Below are 23,585 nucleotides of genomic sequence, written 5' to 3'. Positions count from 1 at the left end.
TCCGCGCCCGCGGGCGGCTGCGAGGATCCTCGACCGGGGTCGGCACGCCGACCACCACCCGGGGATCAGAACCACCCACCCGCGCACCGAGTGACGGTGCGCCGTGAGCCTCACGAGGACGCAGCGATGAACATCCTGGACGCCCTTGACGCCCAGTCGAAGCGGACCGATCTTCCCGACTTCCGTGCCGGTGACACCGTCAAGGTGCACGCCCGCGTCGTTGAGGGCGCCCGGTCCCGTGTCCAGATCTTCCAGGGCGTCGTGATCCGCCGCCAGGGTGACGGTCTGCGCGAGACCTTCTCGGTCCGCAAGGTCAGCTTCGGTGTCGGCGTCGAGCGGACCTATCCGATCAACGGCCCGGGCATCGACCGGATCGAGATCGTGACCCGCGGTGCCGTGCGCCGCGCCAAGCTGTACTACCTGCGCGAGCTGCGCGGCAAGAAGGCCAAGATCAAGGAGAAGCGGGAGAAGCAGCCCAGCTGACTTCCCGCTCGCCACGCCGCCTGAGCTGCGCGTATGCCGTACCGACCGGACCGCACTACCCTGGTCGTACGGGCGCAGCGAGGCGGCGGCCCCGCCCATGTGGCGGGCAGCCGTCCACAACCGCCCGTGGGGCCTCGACGAGGCTCCCGGGCGGTGGTGTTTCTGCGGACCGGGGAGTGGCGTGGTGCAGACGCTTGACGAGGACGGCACCGTCGATCCGTGGCGCCGGCGGGCCCGCCGCACCCGCCGGCAGATGCCGCTCTGGCAGGAGCTCCCGCTGCTGCTGGTCGTCGCGTTCTGCCTCGCGGTGCTGATCCGCACCTTCCTGCTCCAGGCGTTCTTCATCCCGTCCGGTTCGATGGAGGACACGCTCCTGATCGGCGACCGCGTGCTGGTCAACAAGGTCGTCTACGACGTCCGCGACCCGGTACGCGGCGAGGTGGTGGTCTTCCGGGGCACCGACCGCTGGGCACCGCAGGTCGACGAGCAGCCGGCGCCGGGCTTCGCCGGCAAGCTCACCCGGACCGTCGGTGACCTGGTGGGGGTGAGCCGCCCCGGCGAGAAGGACTTCATCAAACGGGTGATCGGTCTCCCCGGCGACCGGGTCAAGTGCTGCGACAGCCAGGGCCGGGTCACCGTCAACGGCACTCCACTCAACGAGCCGTACGTGGTGCGCGACTCCCCGCTGGACCTGCCACCCAACCCGGGGGAGTGCCGCTCCCGGCGTTTCGACGAGGTCGTCGTGCCGCCCGGCCAGATCTTCGTGATGGGCGACCACCGGCTGGTGTCCCAGGACGCGCGCTGCCAGGGCCCGGTGCCGATCGACAACGTGGTCGGCCGTGCCTTCATGGTGGTCTGGCCGTCCTCCCGGTGGAATCCGCTGTCGGTGCCGTCGACGTTCGACGACGTGTCCGGGCCGGCTGCGGCGTCCTCGGGCGCGCCCCCGGTCCGTCCGACCCCGCAGGGCGGTGTGCTGCTGCTTCTTCCCCTGGTAGCCGCGCTGCGGGGTTCCCGCGCGTTCCGGACGGTGACGTCTGGCCCGGCAACGTAGGCTCCTTGGCGTGATTGACGAGCAGACCGACAAGCCCCGTAGTTCCTTCTGGAAGGAGCTGCCGATCCTGCTGGGTGTGGCGATCCTGGTAGCGGTGCTGGTCCGCGCCTTCGTGCTGCAGACCTTCTTCATCCCCTCCCCGTCCATGGAAAACACCCTCAAGATCGATGACCGGGTGCTGGTCAACAAGCTGGTCTACGACTTCCGGTCACCGCACCGCGGCGAGGTGATCGTGTTCAAGGCGCCGATCGAGTGGAGCGGCAACCCCGACGGTGAGGACTTCATCAAGCGGGTGATCGGCGTCGGTGGTGACCACGTGGTCTGCTGCGACCCGCAGGAGCGGCTGGTGATCAACGGCAAGTCGCTCGACGAGCCGTACATCTTCTCGATGGACGGGGTCCGCGACAAGCCGGCGGACCAGGAATTCGACATCACCGTGCCGAAGGGGCGGCTGTGGGTGATGGGCGACCACCGGTCGGCCTCGGGCGACTCGCTGGAGCACTGGCAGCAGTCCGGGCAGAACATCACCGAGGCCACGATCCCGGAAGGCGAGGTGGTCGGGCGGGCGTTCACCGTGTTCTGGCCGGTCAACCGGGCCACCTGGCTGACCGTGCCGGATCAGTACGACGGCATTCCGAAGCCGTAGGCCGGACGGGGGCGTGGGCGATCCGCCGCCGGTCTGGCAGGCTGGGGGCGTGACCGTCTACACCCCTCGACGCGCCGCCCGCGTGCTGCTCGTCGACGCGGCCGGCCGGGTTCTGCTCTTCGACGGCTTCGACCCGGCCCGCCCCGGGCACCGCTACTGGTTCACCCCGGGCGGTGGGCTGGATCCGACGGAGTCACCGGCGGCGGGCGCGGCCCGGGAGCTGGCCGAGGAGACCGGGTTGCGACTCGACCCCGCCGAGCTGGGCGAGCCGGTCTGGTCCGAGACGACCGAGTTCCCGTTCGACGGTGTGTGGCATCGCCAGCAGCAGGTGTTCTTCCTGGTCCAGGTGTCGTCGTGGCAGGTGGACACCGCGGGCTTCGACGACGTCGAGCAGCGCAGCATCGCCGGTCACCGCTGGTGGTCGCCGGACGAGCTGGCGGCCAGCGATGAGCGGTACTACCCGGTCGAGCTGCCCGCCCTGCTGACCACGCTCCTGCGACCGACCGTCGGCGTCGGCCGGGACGAGGGCTCGTGCTGACCCCGCCGCGCACCGTCGTGCGCCGGGAGGCCGGGCTGTACGCGCTGGAGCGGGCGTTGCAGCGGCGCGGCTTCCGGCAGGTCGCTGGTGCCGACGAGGCCGGCCGGGGCGCGTGCGCCGGTCCCCTGGTCGCCGCCGCGGCGGTGCTGCCCGAGGGGCGACGAGGCGAGATCGACGGGCTGGCCGACTCCAAGCTGCTCACCCCGGCGAGCCGGGAACGGGTGTACGCGGAGGTCGTGGACCGCGCGCTGGCGTACGCCGTGGTGGTCATCCCGGCCGAGGAGGTCGACGCCAGGGGGCTGCACGTGTGCAACCTGTCCGCGATGCGCCGGGCGCTCGCCTCGCTCACCACCCGGCCGGAGTACGTGCTGACCGACGGCTTCGGCGTGGACGGCCTGGGGGTGCCGGGGCTGGCGGTGTGGAAGGGCGACCGCGTGGCGGCCTGCGTGGCGGCGGCCAGCGTGCTCGCCAAGGTCACCCGGGATCGGATCATGGTGGAGTTGGACGGGGTGTTCCCGGCGTACGGCTTCGCCGAGCACAAGGGCTACATCACCCCGGAGCACTCCGCGGCGCTGCGGGAGCACGGGCCGTGCCGGGAGCACCGGTTCTCGTACGTCAACGTCGCCGCGGTCTCCGGTCGCGACGGTCGGCCGCCGCGCGCCCGTCGGCCCGTCCAACCGGGCCCGGATGAGCCGATGGAGCGCTCCTGGGCGTCAGGGAGTACCGTCGGCGTGGCGTTGGGCGAGCAGCTTCGGCCTCCGGCGCCGGTGGGGGAAGATGTGGTCATGGAAGGCGGAGTGCGATGAGCGCGGAAGATCTCGAGAAGTACGAGACCGAGATGGAGCTGCAGCTCTACCGGGAGTACCGCGACATTGTCCGCCAGTTCTCCTACGTGGTGGAGACGGAACGCCGGTTCTACCTGGCCAACCAGGTCGACCTGCACGTGCGCAACTCCGACGGCGAGGTCTACTTCGAGGTTGAGATGCACGACGCCTGGGTGTGGGACATGTACCGTCCTGCCCGCTTCGTGAAGAACGTCCGAGTGATGACTTTCAAGGACGTCAACGTCGAGGAGCTGGAGAAGCCGGACATCTCGCTCCCCGCCGACTCCGGCTTCGGCGGCTGACCGCTCCCGTACCGTCCGGCGCCACCACGGGCCCCCCACCCGTGGCGTAGCCCACGCCGCCGGTCATTCGGCCGGCACCACGACCTCAACCCGCTGCACCAGGTTGTTGGCGAAGCCGCCCCGGTTCCACGGCTGCTCAACCGGCTGGGTCCGCCCGGAGGCGTCCGTCGCCCGCGCGCCGAGCACGTACCGGCCCGGCGTCGCCGTCCACTCGTGCCGCCACCGTCGCCAGGCGAAGTCGCCGCCCTCCGCGGCGTCCAGCTCCGCCGGCACCCAGGTCGTCCCGCCGTCGGTGGTCACCTCCACGGAGACCACCGACGCGTGCCCCGACCAGGCCCGACCGTCCAGAGTGCACGGCCCCGGCCGGAGCACGCGGCGGCGGGACATGAAGTCGGGGAAGCCGGGCGGGCGGACCAGCGCGCGTGGCTCGATCCGGGTGACCGGAACGCCCGGGTCGTCGGCGTCGCGGCGCAGCCGGTAGGCGACCGCGTTCTGGTAGCCCTCGAACGGTTCCGTCCGGACGTCGATCGAGTGGAGCCACTTCACGTGCGCCATGCCGTACCAGCCCGGCACGATCAGCCGCAGCGGCGCACCGTGCTGCGGCAGCAGGGGAGCACCGTTCATCTCGTACGCCAGCAGCACCTCCTCGCGCAGCGCGTCGGCGACGGGCAGCCCGCGCTGGTAGTCCTGCTCGACCCCGCGCTCGACGCCGTGATCGGCGCCGGTGAAGACCACGTCGACCGCGGCCGGGTCGAGACCCGCCTCGCGCAGCAGCGGCGCCAGCGGGGTGCCGGTCCATTCGGCGTTGCCGACCGCCTCGACCAGCCAGGGCTGGCTGACCGGCCGGGGGTCCAGCAGGACCCGGCCGTTGCCGGCGCACTCCAGGGTGACCCGGTGGGTGACCCGGGGCCGTTCACGAAGCTCCGCCAGGCTGACGGTCAGCGGCCGGTCCACCGCACCGCCGACGGTCAGCGCGTGCGTGGCCGGGTCCAGCTCCGGGATGTCGTAGTGGATGAGCAGGTAGTGCAACCCCGCCGGGGTGACGTCGTAGCGCAGCGCCTCCAGCGGGATGCCGTGGTTGCGGGCGGCGAGCTGCAACTCCTCGGCGCTGATCGCCTCGCCCGGCTCAGCGAGCCGGGACGGGCCGCTCACCTCGGCGACCGTCGGCGCGTCGGCCGCCCCGCGGTGCGGAGTCGGGACGTCCTGCTGAGACCCCGACGTCCGGTCATCGACAGTGGTCATAGGGGCCTCCCCGGCTCGGACGGCGGCACTGCGCTCGCACTCGGACCAGCCTAGGCCCTCTGCGACGGCCCGAGCGCGGCCCGGTGCGCGCGACGCCTCCGGTGCGGGGTGGCAGGGTCAGCGGGGGAGGAAGCGGAACATCGTCACCCCGGGCGGCAGAGGCCGGGGACGGTTGAGGTGGCGGTGCACGCCGACGCCGACCCGGTCCGCCGGGCGACCTACCGCGACCGGTGCGAATCCCTCCTGCGCGAACCAGTCGCAGACGGCGGGCACCAGATCCGGCTCGCGCCGATGCCGGGTCCAGATCACCGTGCCGCCCCTCGCGCAGAGCGCGGCAGAGTGCCCCACGGTGGCCCGAACGTCGGCGTCCGACACGTTGCCGAACACCCCGCAAAGCAGCAAGAGGTCGGCCGGGACCAGATCGGCGTACGCGTCGATCACCGCCGCGTCGCCGACCACCACCTGTACGCCGCTGAGACCAGCCGTCCGGGCGGCGTCCTCGGCCACGGCGGCGTTGCGCGGGTCCAGCTCGACCAGGCGGGCGGTCACGTCGTGGCTGCGCGGGTGGGTGGCGAGCACCGGGATCAGGTCCCGGCCCTGACCGGCGCACGCGCTGATCACCCGGAGCGGCCCTGCCGGCGCCCCGTCCAGTGCCGCCCGAACCTGCTCCCGCACCTCGGCGAGCCGGGCGGCCAGCGCCGAACCCGGCTGGTCGTAGTCGTCATGCCAGGCAAGCCAGTCCCGAGCCATCGGCCCAGCATAGGCAGCGTCCGCCGGCCCGCGACATAGCAGATCATCGAGGGCCTTGAGTGGTCGTCCACAGCAGCCCTATTTGTCCACAGCCCGGCTGCTCGGGGGTGGCAGGCGGCCCCGCCCGGTCGCAGGCTGCCGTCATGCGACCGCCACCCGCCCCGCGCACCGTCCCGATCCGCCGCACCGTGCTGCTCTGCGCCGCGTTCCCGCTCGCGCTGACCGCCCAGCTCAGCTGCCTGGCGCTGCTGGTCGCGGCACTGCCCGGCCGCCCGCCGACGCTGGTCGTGCCGGTCGCGGTCGTGGCGCCCGACCCGACGGACGCCGGCCCGGGGCGGTTCCGCTGGCCGGTCGACGGGCAGCCCCGCCCGGTGCGCCGATTCGACCCGCCGCCCCGGCCGTGGCTGGCCGGGCACCGGGGAGTGGACCTGGCCGCCCCGGCCGGCGCGGTGATCCGCAGCGCCGGGCGGGGCACGGTGCTCTTCGCGGGCCTGGTGGCCGGTCGACCGGTGGTCACCGTGGGGCACGCCGGCGGGCTGCGCACCACCCACGAGCCGGTGCGACCGTCGGTACGCCCCGGCCAGCCGCTCGCCGCCGGTGCGCCGCTGGGTGAACTGCTGCCCGGGCATCCGGGCTGCCCCGCCGTCGCCTGCCTGCACTGGGGCCTGCGCCGGGGCGCGGAATACCTGGACCCGCTGGCCCTGCTCGGCCTCGGCCCGGTACGCCTGCTCCCGGTCGGCGGGGTCAGCGCTGGGCGAGCAGCGCCGGCAGCCGCACGGCCAGCCGTTCGTACTCGTCGGCGGCGTTGTAGACCTGACCGGTGAGCCGCAGCCACCCCCGGCCGTTCCAGCTCATCACCGCCACCTCGGCGGCGAGCCGCTCGCCGATGCGCGTCTGCAGGGCCCGCGCCGCGTCGATGGTGGTGGCCGTGCCGGCCGGCAGCGGGATGATCCGCAGAGCCACCGCGGGCCCGCCGGGGTCGGGCAGGTGGGCGGGAGGCACCCCCAGCGCGTCCCCCACCACCCGCTGGCCGTACGCGGCGAGCGCGGCGTTGTGCTCCCGGACCCGGTCGACGCCCAGGCTGCGCAGCGTGAAGAGGCCCGCCGGGGCGGCCAGCCACGAGGTGTAGTCCAGGGTGGCCTGCCATTCGATCCGGGCCGGGAAACCGGTGTCCTGCTCCCACGAGACCACCAGCGGCTCGATCCGGTCCCGCCACGGCGCGCTCACCGCGAGCAGGGCGGTGCCGCGTGGGGCGTACCCCCACTTGTGCAGGTTGCCCACCCAGAAGTCGGCGCCGATGCTGGTGACCGGGGTCGGCAGCATGCCCGGCGCGTGCGCGGCGTCCACCAGGACCGGAACGCCGTGTTCGCGGGCCACCCCGACGATGGCGGCGGTCGGGAAGAGCCGGGCGGTGGCCGAGGTGAGCTGATCGACGACGAGGAGCCGGGTCCGCCCCGGGCGTAGGCCGGCGCGGACGGTCTGCACGATCTGCTCGTCGGTGGCCGCCAGCGGGATCGGCAGCACCCGGCCAACCGCTCCGGTCCGGCGGCACTCCCGCTGGATGGCCAGGCTCACCGCCCCGTACCCGTGGTCGGTGCTGAGCACCTCGTCACCGGGCTGCAGCCCCAGCGACTGGAGCACCACGGCGACGCCGGTGGTGGTGTTGCCGACCAGGGCGCTGCCCTCCGGGTCGGCGCCCAGGAAACTGGCGAGGTGCCGGCGGGTGTGCCCGATCCGGTCGACGAGCCCCTGGGTGAAGAAGCGCAGCGGGTTGGCCTCCATCTCGTCGCGCAGCCGCTGTTGGGCTCGCTGCACGCCGATCGGCACCGCGCCGAACGAACCGTGGTTGAGGTGGCTGACCGCCGGGTCGAGGGAGAAGAGCAGGCGGGCGCCCGGGATCGGCTCGGGGGGCTGCGGGACGCTCACCTGATGATCGTAACCGCCGGTAGATCACCGCCGAGCGGTTCGCTCGTCGGGGTCAGGCGCGCGGGTGGGCCTGGCGGTAGGCGGCGCGCAGCCGCTCCACCGAGACGTGCGTGTAGATCTGTGTGCTGGCCAGCGACGAGTGGCCCAGCAGTTCCTGCACCGCGCGCAGGTCGGCGCCGCCCTCGAGGAGGTGGGTGGCGGCGGAGTGGCGCAGCCCGTGCGGGCTGGTCCGGGGGAGGCCGGTGGCCTCGGCGTACCCGCCGACGATCTGGCGTGCGGTGGTCGGGTTGAGTCGGCCGCCCCGGGCACCGAGCAGCAGCGCGTCGCCCGAGCGGGCGCCAACCAGCGCCGGGCGGCCCCGCCGCAGCCAGTCGTCGAGTGCTCGCTGCGCGGGCACCCCGTACGGCACCGAGCGCTCCCGACCGCCCTTGCCGAACACCCGGATCACCCGGCGGCCGTGGTCGACGTCCCCGACGTCCAACCCGCAGGCCTCGCTGATCCGCACGCCGGTGGCGTAGAGCAGTTCCAGCAGCACCCGGTCGCGCAGCCGTACCGCCTCGACCGCCGCCCCTTCCGCCGGGCCGGGCTTCGCCTCGTCCGGCGGCTCAGCCGTTGTCGGCCCGGTCGGTGTGGAGGCGGGGGGCAGCCGGGTTGGTGCCTCGACCAGGGCGGCGGCCTGGTCGGCGCGCAGGACGGTGGGAAGTTCCCGGTGCGCGCGAGGGCTGGCGAGCGCGGCGCCCACGTCGGCGGGGAGCAACCCGGCACGGTGTGCCCAGGCGCTGAACGCCCGCGCCGACGCGGCCCGCCGGGCCAGGGACGTGCGGGCGGCACCGGTCGTCCGTTGCCGGGCCAGCCAGCTGCGCAGCACCGACAGGTCCAGCTCGGCCAGCTCGACACAGCCCATCCGAACGGCGTGGTCGAGCAGCGAGACCAGGTCGGTGACGTACGCGCGGACGGTGTGCGTCGACCGGTTGCGGACCCGGGACAGGTAGTCGGCGAAATCGTCCACCGCGTCGCGCAGCGCTGGCGGCAGCTCCTGGTGGGTGGCCCGGGTGCCCCGGGCAGGCCCGCTCATCGCCGCCAGGTGGGCGGCGCCGTGGTGCGGGCCGGTCGATGGGCCGGCGCACCCCCGCTGACAGTCGGCACGACAATCAGCCTACGGCCGCGCGTCGCGTGCCGCCGGCCACGACAGTGCCGGTGTCGTCGGTGCCGGTGACGTCGGTCTCGGCTTGGCGGTCGTCGCGCGCTTCGGTCGGGCCGGTGGGGCGAGGGCGTAGCCGTCGTCGCGGCGGACCACCAGGGACAGCTCCTCCAGAAGGGACAGTTTGCGCAGTGCGGTGCGCACGTCGACGCCGGCCCGGGCGGCCAGCGCGTCCACGCCCAGCGCACCCCGACGAGGTAGCGCCTCCAACAGCGACCGAGCGTCGTCGTCGAGCTCGTCGGTCGGTCGCTGCGGGCCCCGGGCCAGCGGCGCCAGGTCCGCGCCGATCCGGCCCACCTCCTCGAGTACGTGCGCCACCCCGGTGACGAGGCGAACCTTCGGGAACTCGCGGAGCAGTTCGTGCACGCCGACGGACATCGCCGAGGTCACCGGGCCGGGCACCACCATGGCCGCCCGGTCGGTGTAGATGGCCCGCCGCGCGGTCTGCGTCGCGCCGCTGCGCGCGGACGCCTCCACCACGACGGTGCCGAGGGTGCTACCGGCGATGACCCGGTTGCGGATCAGGAACCGGGGCCGCAGCGGCTCGGCGCCGGGCGGCCACTCGCTGACCAGCAGCCCGGTGTCGGCGATCCGGTCGAAGAGCGCGGTGTTGCCCATCGGGTACGGCCGGTCCAGCCCGCAGGCCAGCACCGCGACGGTCAGTCCGCCGGCGTTGAGGGCGCCGCGGTGGGCGGCCGCGTCGATGCCGAACGCGCCGCCGGAGACCACCGTCCAGTCCCGCTCGGCCAGCCCGTACCCCAACTCGGTGGCGACGTGCTGGCCGTAGCCGGTGGCCGCCCGCGCCCCGACCACGGCCACCGAGCGGTCCAGCGCTTCGCCCAGCGGCCAGCTCCCACGCACCCAGAAGCAGAGCGGCGGCGCGGTCTCGACGTCCACCCGCCGGGTGACGTCCGGCAGTTGGAGGGTGGCCAGGCCGGCCACCCGGGCCGGCCACTCGTCGTCGTCGGGTGTGACCAGCCGGGCGCCGAGGCGCTCTGCCCGGTCCAGTGCCTCGGCCGCCACCGCCCGGGCGTCGGCGGCGGCCGACCGGGCGGCGACCGTGGTGTGCAACCAGCCGTCCGGGCTCCCGCCGTCGAGCAGCAGATCCAGCGCCGCCACCGGGCCCAGCCGCTGGACGAGCCGGTGCACCGCCCGGGTGCCCGGTTCGGCGAGCCAGGTCAGCGCCACCCGGGCCAGCCGGCCTTCCTCGTCAGCGCTCACGTCGCCTCCCCCGTCCGTAGTTGGATCACCTCCCGGACGTCCTCCCGGTCCGGCCGGTCCCGGCCGTCCAGATCCGCGATCGTCCATGCCATCCGGATCACCCGGTCGAAGCCGCGTGCCGACAGGGAGCCGGAGTCCAGCCGTCCACGCAGCTCGGCAGTGTCGCGGGCGGGCAGCCGCCACGGCGGCCGGCGCAAATGCGGGCCGGCCACCTCGGCGTTGAGCCGCCGGCCGAGACCGGCCCAGCGGGTGGCCGCCGCTCGACGGGCCACCACCACCCGCGCGGCTACCGTGGCGGAGGACTCCGCGTCGTTCTCCGCCGCCATCAACTCCGCCGCCCGTACCGGCAACAGCCGCACCTGAACGTCGATCCGGTCGAGCAGCGGCCCGGAGAGCCGGCCCAGGTAACGGCGGCGGACGAGCGGGGTGCACTCGCAGTGCGCGTCCCCGGCGGGCTTGGCGCACGGACAGGGGTTGGCGGCCAGCACCAGTTGGGTCCGGGCCGGATATTCGGTGCCGCCCCCGCTGCGGGCCAGCTTGACGCGGCCGTTCTCCAGCGGCTGACGCAGCGCTTCCAGTGCGCCCTTGCTGAACTCCGGCGCCTCGTCGAGGAAGAGGACCCCGCGGTGGGCCAGCGACACCGCGCCGGGTCGGGCCAGCCCCGAACCCCGCCGACCAGCGACGGCACGGTCGCCGTGTGGTGTGGCGCCTGGAGCGGCGGGCGGCGCAGCAACCGGCCGCCGGGTGGCAGCAGCCCGGCGATCGAGTGCAGCGCGGTCACCTCGAGGGCCGCGTCGCGGGCAGGATCGACGGCAGCCGCTCGGCGAGCATCGTCTTGCCGGCACCCGGTGGGCCCAGCAGCGCCACGTGGTGCCCGCCGGCGGCGGCGACCTCCAACGCGCGCCTGCCCAACTGCTGCCCGGCCACCTCGGCCAGGTCCGGGCCGTCGGTGACCGGCGCCGGGGTTTCGGCAGGTGGTTCGATCAGCGGGTCGCCGTCCCGGACGAAGGTGACCAGCCGGTGCAGCGTGTCCACCGCCCGTACCCGTATTCCCGGGATGACGGCGGCCTCGGCGGCGTTGCCGGCCGGGACGATCACCCGACCGACGCCCTCCCGGGCGGCGGCGGCGACCATCGGCAGAACCCCGCGCACCGGCCGGACGGTCCCGTCCAGCCCCAGCTCGCCGAGGACGACCACCCCCTCCAGGGGGAGCAGCGGCAGCTCACCCGAGCCGCCCAGCAGAGCGGCGGCGATGGCCAGATCGAACGCGGAGCCGAATTTCGGCAGCGTCGCCGGCAGCAGGTTCAGGGTGATCCGCCGGTTGGGCCAGCGCTGGCCGGAGTTGACCATGGCGGCCCGGACCCGGTCGCGGGCCTCGTGCAGAGCGGTGTCCGGTAGCCCGGAGATCACCACCGCCGGCAGGCCGGCGGCGAGGTCGGCCTCCACCTCGACCAGGTGACCGGTGACGCCGACCAGCCCCACCGAGAGCACCTTCGCGTAACTCATGTCGCCCCCCGACCTCCCGGAGCGCGCATCTCAGAACGCGCCCTTGAGGTGGTCGACCCGGGCCGGACCGGCATCGGGCAACCGCACCGAGAGCACGTCGAACCGCACCTCCTCGGCGGTCGTCCCGGTCTCGGCCAGCCAGCGCGCGGCGAGCCCGCGCAGCCGCCGTGCCTTGGCGGGAACCACCGCCTCGGCCGGGGTGCCGAAGCTGTCGCCCCGGCGGGTCTTCACCTCGCAGAAGGCGAGCACGGGCCCGTCCCAGGCGATGATGTCGATCTCTCCGGCCGGGCAGCGCCAGTTTCGGGCGACCGGGCGCAGCCCCGCCCCGATCAGGTGCCGGGTCGCACAGCGCTCGCCGTACGCGCCGACCGCCTGGTTCCGCTTCGTCATGGACGGCACCGTGCCCGCCGAGGCCCGAACGCCGCGACCCCGACGCCGGCCACCTGTGGACAACGGCCGTCCTGTGGACGACCAACCGATCAACCCTGCCCTGTGCTATGGGGGAATACCGCCCTGGCAGGCCCTCGCGGAGGGTATGTGCCGTGAACCCGATATACCGCAGAGGCATAGTTATGACTCTGAGGTATACCGCTCACAGTGGTGGATGCCGTCGATCCTGCACCGTGCGTCCTGATGAGGCGGGCGCCGGGCTGAAATGGCGCGGCGGCAGTCCGTCGCATACGGTGCCGGACGTGGACGAACGACGGGGCTTTCCGGAAGATCAGGAGTCGCGCTGGTATCCCGACGAGCGGGGTCGCGGCTACGGCGAGTCGGAGTGGCGTGGCGCGGGCGAACCGCGGTACCGGGACGACGAGGTCCGGGTTCCCGATCAACGCGGCGCCGACGAGGGCCGCTACGGCGACGACACCGGCGCCGGTCGCTTCGGTGCTCCGGAACCGGACTCCGGGCGTTTCGGTGCTGTCAGCGCCCAGCCGGGCCGCTCCGGTGCGCCCGAACCGGACTCCGGGCGGTTCGGGACGGTCGACCCGCTGGGTGACGCCCGGCCGGAGGCCGACGGTTACCGTGCTGCCCGCTCGCGGCGGGCGGACCGCGACCCCTCGGAGGTCTCCGGTGAGCTGCCCGGTCGCCGGGCCCGGGATGCGGCTTCGACGGGCTCGCCGCCGACGGCCGCGCGGGAGCCGATGTCGTTGACCGGCGCCCGCGAGGCGACGTCCGCCGGCGATCCGACTGCCGGTGCGCTCGCTGACCAGACTCGTCCCGCCCCGCTCAGCGGGTACCCGATCGTCGACCCGGCCCGCGGTGGCGACCAGCCGCACCCGCTGGAGATGCCGACCGGCCCGATGCCGCCGGTCGGTCCCCGGGGCGGTGAACTGCCCGCGGCGGAGCCGCCGGTGTACCCGCCAGCCGCCGACGGCGTCTACCGCACCCGCCGCCCGGCGCTGGCGGTGCTCTTCGCCCTGCTGGTGCTGATCTTCGAGATCCCGGCGCTGCGGGTGCTGCTCGACGGGGTGACCAGCGACCCGCTGTCCGCCGGGAACGTGGTGGTGGGCATGTTCCTGGTCGCCGGGCTGCCGATCTTCGCAACCGGGCTGTACGGGCTACGAACCGGCGGTCTGGCGCTCTCCGACAACGGTCGGGGCTGGCTGCGCCCACCGACGGCGTACCTGACCGTCGGCCTGGTGCTCTTCGTCGCCGCCGCGCTCGCCGCCGGCTGACCCGGCAGCCCGGCGGGCGGGCAGGGGCGTACACTGGCCAACTGGCGACCGCCTCGTGCGGTCGACCTCGCGCGCCCTCTCCACGAATCGTCGTGGGGCGACGGCCTCCCTGGTCCCGATCTTGGTCGGGAACACCATGGCCGGCGACCAGGCGCCAGGACGCCCGGCCACCGGCCGGGCGTGACAACCAGGGATCTTGAGGAGTACCCACCATGGCCGTCGTGACCATGCGCCAGCTGCTGGAGAGCGGTGTCCACTTCGGGCACCAGACCCGGCGCTGGAACCCGAAGATGAAGCGCTTCATCATGACCGAGCGCAACGGCATCTACATCATCGACCTGCGCCAGACCCTCGAGTACATCGAGAAGGCGTACGAGTTCGTGCGTGGGACCGTCGCCGAGGGTGGCAGCATCCTCTTCGTCGGCACCAAGAAGCAGGCTCAGGAGGCGATCTCCGAGCAGGCGACCCGCGTCGGCCAGCCGTACGTCAACCACCGCTGGCTCGGTGGCATGCTGACCAACTTCCAGACGGTGTACAAGCGCCTTCAGCGGATGAAGGAGCTGGAGGCCCTGGGTGACCTGAGCGGCACCGCCGCCGGGTACACCAAGAAGGAGACCCTGCAGCTCTCCCGCGAGAAGATCAAGCTGACCCGCACGCTGGGTGGTCTGCGGGACATGCAGAAGCTGCCGGCTGCGGTCTGGATCGTCGACACCAAGAAGGAGCACATCGCCGTCGACGAGGCCCGCAAGCTGGGCATCCCGGTGATCGCGGTGCTGGACACCAACTGCGACCCGGACGAGGTCGACTTCCCGATCCCGGGCAACGACGACGCGATCCGCTCGGCCGAGCTGCTGACCAGGGTCGTCGCCGCCGCCGTCGCGGACGGTCTCATCGCGCGTTCCGGCCGCCGCCGGGGCACCGACGAGAAGCCCGAGCCGGGTGTCGCCACCGACGAGCCGCTGGCCGAGTGGGAGCGCGAGCTGCTTGAGCAGCCGAAGAAGGCCGACGAGTCGGCCGCCCCGGCCGAGCAGCCGGCGCAGGCCGCCGCTGAGCAGCCGGCGCAGGCCGCCACCGAGCAGCCGGCACCGGCCGCCACCGAGCAGCCGGCGACCGCCGCCGCGGAGTGACCGCACCGTCGCTGCCCCGTCGTCCGTTTTTCCGGACGGGCGGCGGGCGGCGACGGTACGCCGGGCACGATCGGCCCGGTTCCGGGTAACCGGCACCTCTGACCATCCACACGCCGTCTCAACACCGAAGAGAGAGCCATGTCCCAATTCACCGCCGCGGACGTCAAGAAGCTCCGCGACCTCACCGGCGCCGGCATGATGGACAGCAAGAAGGCGCTGACCGAGGCCGAGGGCGACTTCGACAAGGCCATTGAGATCCTGCGCGTCAAGGGCGCCAAGGACGTCGGCAAGCGGGCCGGCCGTACGGCCGCCAACGGCCTGGTCGCCCACTCCGGCAAGGCGCTGCTCGAGCTCAACTGCGAGACCGACTTCGTGGCCAAGACCGAGTCGTTCATCGCCCTGGCCCAGCAGCTGGTCGAGCACGGCGAGCGCTCCGGCGTGAACAACGCCGAGGAGCTGCTCGCCAGCGAGCTGAACGGCAAGGTCGTTGCCGACCTGATCCAGGAGCAGTCCGTCAAGATCGGCGAGAAGCTGGTGCTCAACCGGTTCGCCAAGGTCGAGGGCACCACCGCGGTCTACCTGCACCGCAAGGCCCAGGACCTGCCGCCGGCCGTCGGTGTGCTGGTGTCGTACAGCGGCAAGAGCGACGAAGCGGGCGACGCTGACGCCCGTGGTGTCGCCATGCAGATCGCCGCGATGCGGCCGAAGTACCTCACCCGGGACGAGGTTCCGGCCGAGGTCGTCGAGTCCGAGCGGCGCATCGCCGAGCAGACCGCCCGCGAGGAGAACAAGCCCGCGGCGGCCCTGCCGAAGATCGTCGAGGGTCGCGTGAACGCCTTCTTCAAGGACTACGTCCTGGTCGAGCAGGCGTCCGTGGCCGACAACAAGAAGTCGGTGAAGCAGATGCTGGCCGAGGCCGGCATCGAGGTCACCAGCTTCGTGCGGTTCGAGGTCGGCCAGGCCTGAGCCGCCGCCGGGCGCCGTGGGCGCCCGTGGGCAGGAGACGTCGAGGAGGAGGCCGCCGGTGTACGTGACAGGCACCGCGGCCTCCTCGTCACATAGGGTCGGCAGCGGCAGGTTCGCGGTACGCGCCGCACGGGGCGTGCGCGTGGGGAAGGGCGGGGCGGATGACGCAGGTTGTGAGTGACCGGACGCTGGCGGTGGAGGATCCGACGGCGCCGCCGCCCGGACGCGCCCGTCGGGTGGTGCTGAAGCTCTCCGGTGAGGTGTTCGGTGGCGGCGCGATCGGCGTCGACCCGGACGTCGTCCAGGCCATCGCCCGGCAGATCGCCACCGTGGTCCGCCGCGGCGTGCAGGTCTCCGTGGTGGTCGGTGGCGGCAACTTCTTCCGCGGCGCGGAGCTGCAGAAGCGTGGGATGGACCGGGCCCGCGCCGACTACATGGGCATGCTGGGCACCGTGATGAACTGCCTCGCCCTGCAGGACTTCCTGGAGAAGGAAGGCATCGAGACCCGGGTGCAGAGCGCCATCACCATGGCGCAGGTCGCCGAGCCGTACATCCCGTTGCGGGCGATCCGGCACCTGGAGAAGGGCCGCGTGGTCATCTTCGGCGCTGGCGCGGGGATGCCGTACTTCTCCACCGACACGGTGGCCGCCCAGCGGGCTCTGGAGATCCGGGCCGACGTGGTGCTGATGAGCAAGAACGGCGTGGACGGGGTCTACACCGCCGACCCCCGGGTCGACCCCACCGCGAGCAAGCTCGACTCGATCACCTTCTCCGAGGCGCTGCGCCGCAACCTGCGGGTGGCCGACGCGGCGGCGTTCAGCCTCTGCATGGAGAACGGCCTGCCGATGCTGGTCTTCGGCGCGCAGGGTGACGACACCATCATCCGCGCGGTGGGTGGCGACAAGATCGGCACCCTGATCACCGCCTGAGCCCCGCCCCGCCCGCGGCGACGGCAGCAGCGGTCCCGGCTACTTTCAGCAGAGCCCACGACGAGCACAGAAGGAGGCGAGGAGACCGGTGATCGACGACACCCTCCTCGAGGCCGAGGAAAAGATGGAGCGTGCGGTCGAGCACGCCAAGGAGGAGTTCGGCGCCATCCGCACCGGCCGCGCGAACCCCGCCATGTTCTCCAAGATCATCATCGACTACTACGGTACCCCCACGCCGCTGACCCAGATGGCGTCCGTCGCGATCCCCGAGCCGCGGATGGCGATCATCAAGCCGTACGACAACTCGCAGATCAATGCGATGGAGAAGGCGATCCGCGACTCGGACCTCGGGGTGAACCCGAACAACGAGGGCAACCAGCTGCGCATCCTGCTCCCGCAGATGACCGAGGAGCGCCGCCGCGACATGATCAAGGTGGCCCGGCACAAGGGCGAGGAGGCCAAGGTGGCGATCCGGAACGTCCGCCGCCGTGGCAAGGAGGAGCTGGACCGGATCGTCAAGGACGGCGAGGCCGGCGAGGACGACGGTCGCCGCGCCGAGAAGGAGCTGGACGACCTGACCCAGCGCTACGCGGCCAACATCGACGACCTGGTCAAGCACAAGGAGACCGAGCTGCTGGAGGTGTGATCCTCTGGCCGCTCGACGGCTGAGCTGCCGCGAGGCCCGCCCCCGACGCCGGGGACGGGCCTCGCGTCGTACGTCAGCAGGGGATCCAGATGGTCCTGGTGCTCTCGGCCAGCTGCTCCCCGGTGTACCAGTCGCGCAGCGCGAAGCGAACAGTGGCCCTGCCCAGGTGCAGTACCGGATCTCTCCGGGCGAAGGCCATCCCGAGCTCGACTGTGCCGTCGTCGCACTGGATCTCGCCGGCACCCCGTCCCGAGGTGGCCCAGAGGGTCGGCAGGCCGTCCTGCACCAGCGAGGCCGACATGAGGTGAGGGCCGGCCGGGCAGTTGCGGGCGATGGCCTCGACTCCGGCGACCAGGGCGATGCCCGTCGCCGTGCCTCGTCCGCCGTGCCGGTCCGGCGGGTGCAGTAGGCTCGGCAGGATTCCCGGCCACCGGGCGGTGAACACCGGGAATCGACCGACCGTCGGGGCGGTCGACCAGAGGAAAAAGTCGCGCCGGTAGGGGATGCTTGTGGTCTTGCGTCATGTGGTGGTTCTCGTGCCGCGTCGCGGTGCGTGATGACCCACCCCGACCCCTACAGTGGCGAGCCCCGCGGCTGGGACCGGCCGGAGCGGCCGGTGGCCCTGCCCTGGCCCGAGCAGGAGCTCGAACCGGGCCAGTGGAGCGGTCGTCCGGCCGGCGGCCCTGACCTGTACGCCGAGCCCCGCACCCGCCCGTACGCCGACCCGTACCCCCCGGACGCGTACGACGAGCATGGCCGGACGGTCCGCCCGGATGGTCAGGACCGTTTCGACGACCGGGACCGGCGCGACCGCTTCGACGAGCGGGACCGGTACGAGGACGACCGGAACCAGCCCCACCGGTACGACGACCGGGGCCGTGCCGGCCGGTACGCCGACCGTCCGCCCGTCGGCGGCGACGCCCCGACCCGGCACGACGGTCCGGAGCGCTTCGGCGACGCCGGTGGTCCGGTCAACTACGACGACGATTCCGGGTATCCGACCGCGCAGCTCGCGCCCATCCGGGCCGACCTCGCTCCGGACCAGGACGCGGTGAGCGGGTCGGAGCCTCCGTCCGGCCGGCGGTCGAAGGGCCGACGCCGGGCCAGTGCCGACCGACCGGCCACCCAGCAGGTGGGCAACGGGCGGGCCGGCCGGAACCTGCCGGCGGCGATCGGGGTCGGGCTCGGCCTCGGCGCGCTGATCGTGGTGCCGCTGGTCTTCTACCCGTTGGCGTTCCTGCCGGTGATCGCCGCCGCCATCGCCGTCGGCATCTGGGAGATGGCGAGGGCGGTCCGGCGCAGCGGGGCTCATCCGCCGCTGGTGCCGCTGATCGCCGGTGGCGTGCTGACCGTGGGCCTGGCCTGGTTCGCCGGCCCGGACGCGCTGAGCCTGGGTCTGCTGGTCACCGTCCTGGGCACCATGATCTGGCGGTTGGGCGACGGCCCGGGCGGTTTCCAGCGGGACCTGACCGCGGCCACCCTGATCGCCGTGTACGTGCCGTTCCTCGGCGGGTTCGCGGCGCTGCTGGCGGCGGCCCCGGACGACGGTCCGCTGCGCATTCTGGCGACGTTGGTCGCGGTGGTCCTCTCCGACACCGGCGGGTACGCGGCCGGCGTCTCCTTCGGTCGCCACCCGATGGCGCCGTCGGTGAGCCCGAAGAAGTCCTGGGAGGGCTTCGCCGGCTCGGTCACCGCGGCGGCGCTGGGCAGCGCCCTGCTGCTCTGGCTGATGTTCGACCTTGCTCCCTGGTGGGGTGCGGTGTTCGGGCTGGCGATCTCGTGCGCGGCGGTCCTCGGTGACCTGGCCGAGTCGATGATCAAGCGGGATCTCGGGGTCAAGGACATGAGCAACCTGCTGCCGGGCCACGGCGGCCTGATGGACCGGCTGGACTCGATCCTGTTCGCGGTGCCGACGGCGTACCTACTGTTGGCGATCTTCGTGCCGGTGGTGAGCTGAGGCATGGATCACGGCGCCCCGGTCATCCCGACCCGGCGGTCGGGGCCGGTTCGACACCTCCGGACAGGTACGTGCCGCCGACGGCGTGACACACTGGACCAGCCATGACGAGCCTGCCGCTGATCCCCGCCATCTCGGACGCCCCCGCCGCACGCCGGGCCTCCATGCCACCGCAGCACCTCGCTGACCTCGACCTGGCCGGCCGCCAGGCGCTGGTCACCGGGTTGGGCGAGCCGGCCTTCCGCGCCAAGCAGGTCTCCAACCACTACTTCGGGCGGCTGGTCCGCGACCCGCAGGAGATGACCGACCTGCCCGCGGCGACCCGGGAGCGGCTGGCCGACCAACTGCTGCCCCGGCTGCTCACCCCGGTCCGCGAGTTGGCCTGCGACGACGGCGCGACCCGCAAGGCGCTGTGGAAGCTGCACGACGGCGCGCTGGTGGAAAGCGTGCTGATGGGTTACCCGGACCGGGTGACCGTCTGCATCTCCAGCCAGGCGGGCTGCGGCATGGCCTGCCCGTTCTGCGCGACCGGCCAGGCCGGGCTGACCCGCAACCTGTCCACCGCCGAGATCGTCGACCAGGCGGTGTACCTGGCCGGGGTGGCTGCCTCCGGTGCGGTCGCCGGGTCTCCACCGCGGCTGTCGCACGTCGTCTTCATGGGCATGGGCGAGCCACTGGCCAACTACTCTCGGGTGATCGCGGCGATCCGCCGCCTGGTCAGCACGGCTCCCGAGGGGCTCGGCCTGTCGCAGCGGCACATCACCGTTTCCACGGTCGGGCTGGTTCCGGCCATCCGCCGACTGGCCAGCGAAGACCTCTCAGTGACCCTTGCGTTGTCGTTGCACGCCCCCGATGATGATCTGCGCGACGAACTCGTGCCGGTAAACCAGCGCTGGAAGGTAGCCGAGGTGCTGGACGCAGCGTGGGACTACGCCGCCCGGACGGGCCGTCGTGTGTCGATCGAGTACGCGATGATCAAGGACGTGAACGACCAGCCGTGGCGAGCTGACCTGCTCGGGCGGCTGCTGGCCGGCAAGTTGGCCCACGTGAACCTCATCCCGCTCAATCCGACGCCGGGCAGCCGCTGGGACGCGAGCCCGAAGCCGGTTGAGCGGGAGTTCGTCCGGCGGTTGCGCGACGCCGGGGTGTCCACCACCGTTCGGGACACCCGAGGTCGCGAAATCGACGGCGCGTGTGGCCAGCTCGCCGCCGCCGAGGACAACGACACCAACACCGACCGCGCCGGAGAGGCACCGGCGTGACCGGGCGTGGCGAACGAGACCAGGAGACATAGTGGCGAGTCAGGGTCAGCGTTTCCGGCGCAAGGCGCTCCGCCGGGGATACAAGGTCGACGAGGTGGATGCCTTCCTCGACCGGGTCGAGGCGACGCTCGACGGCCGGCAGGTCGGTGCGCCGGTGGCCTCCCAGGAGGTCCACGACGTCGTCTTCCGGGTCCGGTTCAACGGCTACGACGAGTGGCAGGTCGACCTGCACCTGGACCGGGTCGAGCGGCAGCTGGCCGAGCTTGAGGAGCGCGGTGCCGCCGGGCGTGGCGGCGACCCCCGGATGGGTCCACCGGACCGGCTGGGCCCGCCGATGCGCGACGACCGGGGCATGGTCCCGCAGCCGATGCCGCCTCGGCCGATGCCGGCGCAGGCCGGCCCGCCCGACCGCTACGGCCGGTACGACGAGCCGACCGGCGCCTTCGCTGGTGGGTACGACGCCCCCCGCGGCGGTTACGACGCGCCGCGTGGCCCGGGCGGCCCGGCCGGTCCCGGCCCGATGGGTCCGGGTGGCCCGATGGGCGGGCACGGTCTCCCGCCGCGCGGCCTACCCGCCGGTCCGGGTGGCTACGGCCAGGACGATCAGCGGATGCCCGGTGGCTACGGCCCCGACGACCAGCGGATGCCCGGCGGGTACGGCCCCGACGACCAGCGTTCGCCCGGCGGGTACGACGACCAACGTGCGCCCGGTGGCTACCCGCCCGAGGAGCCGCGCTTCGACGGCTTCGAGGCCGGTCGGCACGGCCGTGCGGACATGACCGCCGAGATCCGGATGCCCGAGCGGGACCTGCGCGACATGCGCCGTGGCCCGGCCGGCCCGCCCCCGATGCCGCAGCAGGGCATCGGTGGCCCGCCGATGGCCGGTCCGCCCGCCGTGCCCGGCCCGCCGATGGGCGGTCCGCCGATGGCCGGCCCGCCCGGCAGCGACCTGTACCGCGTCGACCAGATCCGGCGTCGCTTCCAGGTGCGCCGGTTCGGCAGCGGATACGACCCGGACCAGGTCGACCGGTTCTTCGACACCCTGCTCGGCGGCATGCAGGGCCGCAACCCGATGCCGGTCAACCCGAAGGACCTGGACACGCTCCGGTTCGGTCTGGTGCCCGGCGGCTACTTCGAGGCCGAGGTCGACGCCGCGCTCAAGGACGTGCAGGACATCCTCTTCGGGCGCTGACCCGACGCGTACGGACGAGGGCCCGTCCCCGGGTGGGGGCGGGCCCTCGACGTACGTCGGCCGGTCGTCCGGCAGGCGGTCGGTCAGGAGCGCAGACCGTTGCGCCGCAGCACGGCGTCGCCGATCACGATGACCAGCAGCAGCACGGCCAGGCCGACCAGCCAGATGTCCTCGACCTTGCCTTCGTGGTTGCCGCAGATCATCGCCAGCAGCGCCAGCGCGGTGAGGACCGCGCCGATCCGCCCGGCCTTCCGGTGCCCGGGCTTGTGCTGGTCTGGCGACGTTACCGGCTCGCTTCCTGCCACTGTCGGTCCTTCCCTCGCGATCGGATCTCCGGTTAGTCTGGCACGCCTCCTGCCCGGGGCGGCGCGGTGGGGGTTTCCCGGTCATCGGGCCCCCTCCCCGTCCGGGCCGGACGGCACTACCGGCGTCGCGAGGCGGCGGTCAGACTCCCTCCGGTAGCGTTTGGCGTACACCTGATTGTCTGTTTGAGGGGGACTGTGCGGTGCGAGTGACCGGAACCGGGCACGCCAGCATGCGGATCGACACGGCCGCGGGCAGCATCCTGTGCGACCCGTGGGTCAACCCGGCCTACTTCGCGTCCTGGTTTCCATTTCCGGACAATTCCCTGCTCGACTGGGAGACCCTGGGCCAGGTCGACTACCTGTACGTCTCCCACCTGCACCGGGACCACTTCGACGCGGCGCACCTGAAGCGGTACGTGTCGAAGCAGGCGACCGTGCTGCTGCCCGAGTTCCCCACCTCCGAGATGGAGGACGAGCTGCGGGCGCTGGGCTTCACGAAGTTCCTCAAGGCGCCGAACGAGCAGGTCGTCGAGCTGGACGGCGGGCTGAAGATCATGATTCAGGCGTTGACCAGCCCCACCGACGGCCCGATTGGCGACTCCTCGCTCTGGGTGGAGTACGACGGGGTGCGGTTGCTCAACCAGAACGACGCCCGCCCCACCGACCTGAGCATTTTCGCCGAGCTGGGGCACGTGCACGCGCACCTGCTCCAGTTCTCCGGCGCGATCTGGTACCCGATGGTCTACGAGTTGCCGCAGGCGGCGAAGACCGCGTTCGGCAAGCAGAAGCGCGACCGGCAGTTCGACCGTACGTGGCGCTACATCGATGATCTGAAGGCGTCGCACGTCTTCCCGATCGCCGGCCCGCCGTGCTTCCTCGACGACGCGCTGTGGCAGTTCAACGACATCCACGGCGACGAGGGCAACATCTTCCCCGACCAGTCCGTCTTCATGGCGGAGTACGCCAAGGTCGGCGGCACCAACGGGATCGTGCTGCTGCCGGGCAGCGTCGCCGAGGTCACCACCGAGGGCGCCACGACCACCCACCCGGTGCCGGTCGACGAGTTCTTCGCGAACAAGGTCGCCCACCTGGAGGAGATGCGGGAGCGCAAGCGGCCCGTCATCGAGGCGGAGAAGGCGTCCTGGCGGCACCCCGAGGTGGACGTGCTGGCGGGGATGAAGAGCCGCATCGAGCCGCTGCTCGACGAGTCGATCTACCTGGCCAAGGGCGTCGGCGGGCCGGTCCGCTTCGACCTGGTGGGCTACGACGGTGAGAGCGTCGAGTCGATCGTCGTGGACTTCCCGGGCAAGGAGGTCCGGCCGTACGCCGACGAGAAGGTCCGCTACCGGTTCCGTACCGAGCGGGCGCTGATCGAGCACCTGCTCTTCATTGACGAGGTGGACTGGGTCAACTCGCTCTTCCTCTCCTGCCGGTTCTCGGCGGCCCGGATCGGCCAGTACAACGAGTTCGTATACGCGTTCTTCAAGTGCCTCTCCGAGGAGCGGCTCCAGTACGCCGAGGGCTGGTACGACGAGCATGAGCGGACCACCGACGCGGAGGACATCACCCTGGGCGACTGGGTGGTGCAGCGGCGCTGCCCGCACCTGAAGGCCGACCTGACCCGGTTCGGCATCGTCGAGGGCGACCAGCTCACCTGCCAGCTGCACGGCTGGCGGTTCGACCTGCCCAGCGGCCGTTGCCTGACGAGCGTCGGCCACAAGGTCCGCGCCCACCGCGTCGACGCGGAGACCCCGGCCCCGGCGGGCGAGGCGCTGAGCTGACGAGCCGGCCGGGCACCCGAGGTGGGTGCCCGGCCGCACGCCCGATCCGCGTCC

At 72.7% G+C, this 23,585-nt stretch carries 23 protein-coding genes and 2 pseudogenes; 16 read left to right on the top strand and 9 right to left on the bottom strand.

Annotated features, from left to right (window positions below):
* Positions 1-126: 126 nt before the first annotated feature.
* The 6 genes from rplS to ACWD5O_RS12205 all read left to right on the top strand — a co-directional run bounded on the left by rplS (position 127) and on the right by ACWD5O_RS12205 (position 3,844).
* Positions 127-483 (top strand): 50S ribosomal protein L19, encoded by a 357-nt coding sequence (gene rplS, locus ACWD5O_RS12230; RefSeq protein ID WP_354966920.1) that lies wholly within the window; start codon positions 127-129, stop codon positions 481-483.
* 181 nt (positions 484-664) lie between these two features.
* Positions 665-1,534, top strand: coding sequence for a signal peptidase I (gene lepB / locus ACWD5O_RS12225; protein WP_450085316.1), 870 nt, complete (start codon positions 665-667; stop codon positions 1,532-1,534).
* 10 nt (positions 1,535-1,544) lie between these two features.
* On the top strand, positions 1,545-2,180 hold the full coding sequence (lepB, locus tag ACWD5O_RS12220; RefSeq protein WP_354966918.1) for a signal peptidase I: 636 nt from the start codon (positions 1,545-1,547) through the stop codon (positions 2,178-2,180).
* Between the two features lie 49 nt (positions 2,181-2,229).
* Positions 2,230-2,718 (top strand): NUDIX hydrolase, encoded by a 489-nt coding sequence (locus tag ACWD5O_RS12215; RefSeq protein ID WP_450085315.1) that lies wholly within the window; start codon positions 2,230-2,232, stop codon positions 2,716-2,718.
* Entirely contained in the window at positions 2,712-3,524 is an 813-nt protein-coding gene (locus tag ACWD5O_RS12210; protein ID WP_354966916.1) for a ribonuclease HII, read from the top strand. Before ACWD5O_RS12215 ends, ACWD5O_RS12210 begins: the two co-directional genes overlap by 7 nt.
* Positions 3,521-3,844, top strand: coding sequence for a DUF2469 domain-containing protein (locus ACWD5O_RS12205; RefSeq protein WP_007075222.1), 324 nt, complete (start codon positions 3,521-3,523; stop codon positions 3,842-3,844). Before ACWD5O_RS12210 ends, ACWD5O_RS12205 begins: the two co-directional genes overlap by 4 nt.
* A gap of 63 nt (positions 3,845-3,907) precedes the next feature.
* Here ACWD5O_RS12205 and ACWD5O_RS12200 read toward each other — a convergent pair whose 3' ends face one another.
* Both ACWD5O_RS12200 and ACWD5O_RS12195 read right to left on the bottom strand, forming a co-directional pair.
* Entirely contained in the window at positions 3,908-5,086 is a 1,179-nt protein-coding gene (locus ACWD5O_RS12200) for a sulfite oxidase (protein ID WP_450085314.1), read from the bottom strand.
* Positions 5,087-5,203: 117 nt separating this feature from the next.
* Complete coding sequence (locus ACWD5O_RS12195; protein WP_450085313.1) at positions 5,204-5,836, bottom strand: SAM-dependent methyltransferase; 633 nt, start codon at positions 5,834-5,836, stop codon at positions 5,204-5,206.
* Positions 5,837-5,979: 143 nt separating this feature from the next.
* Between ACWD5O_RS12195 and ACWD5O_RS12190 the strand changes: the two genes are divergently transcribed.
* A complete protein-coding gene (locus tag ACWD5O_RS12190) occupies positions 5,980-6,660 on the top strand; it encodes a murein hydrolase activator EnvC family protein (protein ID WP_450085312.1) in 681 nt (226 codons plus the stop codon).
* Here the strand turns inward: ACWD5O_RS12190 and ACWD5O_RS12185 are convergent.
* The 5 genes and pseudogenes from ACWD5O_RS12185 to ACWD5O_RS12165 all read right to left on the bottom strand — a co-directional run bounded on the left by ACWD5O_RS12185 (position 6,581) and on the right by ACWD5O_RS12165 (position 12,080).
* Positions 6,581-7,762, bottom strand: a complete 1,182-nt coding sequence (locus tag ACWD5O_RS12185) for an aminotransferase class V-fold PLP-dependent enzyme (RefSeq protein WP_450085311.1) — start codon at positions 7,760-7,762, stop codon at positions 6,581-6,583. The two genes, ACWD5O_RS12190 and ACWD5O_RS12185, sit on opposite strands and share 80 nt — an antisense overlap.
* A 52-nt stretch (positions 7,763-7,814) precedes the next feature.
* Positions 7,815-8,837, bottom strand: a complete 1,023-nt coding sequence (locus tag ACWD5O_RS12180; protein ID WP_450085310.1) for a tyrosine recombinase XerC — start codon at positions 8,835-8,837, stop codon at positions 7,815-7,817.
* Between the two features lie 81 nt (positions 8,838-8,918).
* On the bottom strand, positions 8,919-10,271 hold the full coding sequence (locus ACWD5O_RS12175; RefSeq protein WP_450085309.1) for a DNA-processing protein DprA: 1,353 nt from the start codon (positions 10,269-10,271) through the stop codon (positions 8,919-8,921).
* Positions 10,181-11,690: pseudogene (locus ACWD5O_RS12170) on the bottom strand (YifB family Mg chelatase-like AAA ATPase). The gene ACWD5O_RS12175 and the pseudogene ACWD5O_RS12170 overlap by 91 nt, the downstream one beginning before the upstream one ends.
* A 30-nt stretch (positions 11,691-11,720) precedes the next feature.
* Positions 11,721-12,080, bottom strand: coding sequence for a YraN family protein (locus tag ACWD5O_RS12165; RefSeq protein ID WP_354963290.1), 360 nt, complete (start codon positions 12,078-12,080; stop codon positions 11,721-11,723).
* A gap of 265 nt (positions 12,081-12,345) precedes the next feature.
* Between ACWD5O_RS12165 and ACWD5O_RS12160 the strand changes: the two are divergent.
* The 5 genes and pseudogenes from ACWD5O_RS12160 to frr all read left to right on the top strand — a co-directional run bounded on the left by ACWD5O_RS12160 (position 12,346) and on the right by frr (position 17,034).
* A pseudogene (locus ACWD5O_RS12160) lies at positions 12,346-13,366 on the top strand (hypothetical protein).
* Between the two features lie 212 nt (positions 13,367-13,578).
* Positions 13,579-14,493 carry a 30S ribosomal protein S2 gene (gene rpsB / locus ACWD5O_RS12155; protein WP_354963289.1) on the top strand — a complete coding sequence of 305 codons (915 nt, stop codon included), beginning with the start codon at positions 13,579-13,581 and terminating at the stop codon, positions 14,491-14,493.
* A 138-nt stretch (positions 14,494-14,631) separates the two neighbouring features.
* Positions 14,632-15,459, top strand: a complete 828-nt coding sequence (tsf, locus tag ACWD5O_RS12150) for a translation elongation factor Ts (RefSeq protein ID WP_354963288.1) — start codon at positions 14,632-14,634, stop codon at positions 15,457-15,459.
* Positions 15,460-15,620: 161 nt separating this feature from the next.
* Positions 15,621-16,388 (top strand): UMP kinase, encoded by a 768-nt coding sequence (pyrH, locus tag ACWD5O_RS12145; RefSeq protein WP_354963287.1) that lies wholly within the window; start codon positions 15,621-15,623, stop codon positions 16,386-16,388.
* An 88-nt stretch (positions 16,389-16,476) separates the two neighbouring features.
* Complete coding sequence (frr, locus tag ACWD5O_RS12140) at positions 16,477-17,034, top strand: ribosome recycling factor (protein WP_354963286.1); 558 nt, start codon at positions 16,477-16,479, stop codon at positions 17,032-17,034.
* Between the two features lie 73 nt (positions 17,035-17,107).
* Here frr and ACWD5O_RS12135 read toward each other — a convergent pair whose 3' ends face one another.
* Positions 17,108-17,479 carry a hypothetical protein gene (locus ACWD5O_RS12135; RefSeq protein ID WP_450085308.1) on the bottom strand — a complete coding sequence of 124 codons (372 nt, stop codon included), beginning with the start codon at positions 17,477-17,479 and terminating at the stop codon, positions 17,108-17,110.
* A gap of 111 nt (positions 17,480-17,590) precedes the next feature.
* On the opposite strand from ACWD5O_RS12135, the gene ACWD5O_RS12130 reads away from it, so the two are divergent.
* The 3 genes from ACWD5O_RS12130 to ACWD5O_RS12120 all read left to right on the top strand — a co-directional run bounded on the left by ACWD5O_RS12130 (position 17,591) and on the right by ACWD5O_RS12120 (position 21,445).
* Entirely contained in the window at positions 17,591-18,991 is a 1,401-nt protein-coding gene (locus ACWD5O_RS12130) for a phosphatidate cytidylyltransferase (protein ID WP_450085307.1), read from the top strand.
* Between the two features lie 104 nt (positions 18,992-19,095).
* Positions 19,096-20,253 (top strand): 23S rRNA (adenine(2503)-C(2))-methyltransferase RlmN, encoded by a 1,158-nt coding sequence (gene rlmN / locus ACWD5O_RS12125; protein ID WP_450085306.1) that lies wholly within the window; start codon positions 19,096-19,098, stop codon positions 20,251-20,253.
* Positions 20,254-20,284: 31 nt separating this feature from the next.
* Positions 20,285-21,445, top strand: coding sequence for a DivIVA domain-containing protein (locus tag ACWD5O_RS12120; RefSeq protein ID WP_354963282.1), 1,161 nt, complete (start codon positions 20,285-20,287; stop codon positions 21,443-21,445).
* Positions 21,446-21,528: 83 nt separating this feature from the next.
* Here ACWD5O_RS12120 and ACWD5O_RS12115 read toward each other — a convergent pair whose 3' ends face one another.
* On the bottom strand, positions 21,529-21,750 hold the full coding sequence (locus ACWD5O_RS12115) for a DUF2631 domain-containing protein (RefSeq protein ID WP_354963281.1): 222 nt from the start codon (positions 21,748-21,750) through the stop codon (positions 21,529-21,531).
* A gap of 200 nt (positions 21,751-21,950) precedes the next feature.
* On the opposite strand from ACWD5O_RS12115, the gene ACWD5O_RS12110 reads away from it, so the two are divergent.
* The gene (locus ACWD5O_RS12110; protein ID WP_354963280.1) at positions 21,951-23,531 is read left to right on the top strand and encodes a Rieske 2Fe-2S domain-containing protein; all 1,581 of its coding nucleotides are present in this window, start codon (positions 21,951-21,953) and stop codon (positions 23,529-23,531) included.
* Positions 23,532-23,585 lie beyond the last annotated feature (54 nt).

Source organism: Micromonospora sp. NPDC005161, assembly GCF_053599855.1.
This window is presented reverse-complemented; position numbering and strand designations above follow the sequence as displayed.

What these genes read in the sequence shown, in the direction of transcription:
- rplS (WP_354966920.1), top strand. Translation starts at nt 127, where the DNA reads ATGAACATCCTGGACGCCCTTGACGCCCAGTCGAAGCGGACCGATCTT.
- ACWD5O_RS12205 (WP_007075222.1), top strand. Translation starts at nt 3,521, where the DNA reads ATGAGCGCGGAAGATCTCGAGAAGTACGAGACCGAGATGGAGCTGCAG.
- ACWD5O_RS12200 (WP_450085314.1), bottom strand. Translation starts at nt 5,086, where the DNA reads ATGACCACTGTCGATGACCGGACGTCGGGGTCTCAGCAGGACGTCCCG.
- ACWD5O_RS12195 (WP_450085313.1), bottom strand. Translation starts at nt 5,836, where the DNA reads ATGGCTCGGGACTGGCTTGCCTGGCATGACGACTACGACCAGCCGGGT.
- ACWD5O_RS12190 (WP_450085312.1), top strand. Translation starts at nt 5,980, where the DNA reads ATGCGACCGCCACCCGCCCCGCGCACCGTCCCGATCCGCCGCACCGTG.
- ACWD5O_RS12180 (WP_450085310.1), bottom strand. Translation starts at nt 8,837, where the DNA reads ATGAGCGGGCCTGCCCGGGGCACCCGGGCCACCCACCAGGAGCTGCCG.
- ACWD5O_RS12175 (WP_450085309.1), bottom strand. Translation starts at nt 10,271, where the DNA reads ATGGACGATCGCGGATCTGGACGGCCGGGACCGGCCGGACCGGGAGGA.
- ACWD5O_RS12165 (WP_354963290.1), bottom strand. Translation starts at nt 12,080, where the DNA reads ATGACGAAGCGGAACCAGGCGGTCGGCGCGTACGGCGAGCGCTGTGCG.
- rpsB (WP_354963289.1), top strand. Translation starts at nt 13,579, where the DNA reads ATGGCCGTCGTGACCATGCGCCAGCTGCTGGAGAGCGGTGTCCACTTC.
- tsf (WP_354963288.1), top strand. Translation starts at nt 14,632, where the DNA reads ATGTCCCAATTCACCGCCGCGGACGTCAAGAAGCTCCGCGACCTCACC.
- pyrH (WP_354963287.1), top strand. Translation starts at nt 15,621, where the DNA reads ATGACGCAGGTTGTGAGTGACCGGACGCTGGCGGTGGAGGATCCGACG.
- ACWD5O_RS12130 (WP_450085307.1), top strand. Translation starts at nt 17,591, where the DNA reads ATGACCCACCCCGACCCCTACAGTGGCGAGCCCCGCGGCTGGGACCGG.
- rlmN (WP_450085306.1), top strand. Translation starts at nt 19,096, where the DNA reads ATGACGAGCCTGCCGCTGATCCCCGCCATCTCGGACGCCCCCGCCGCA.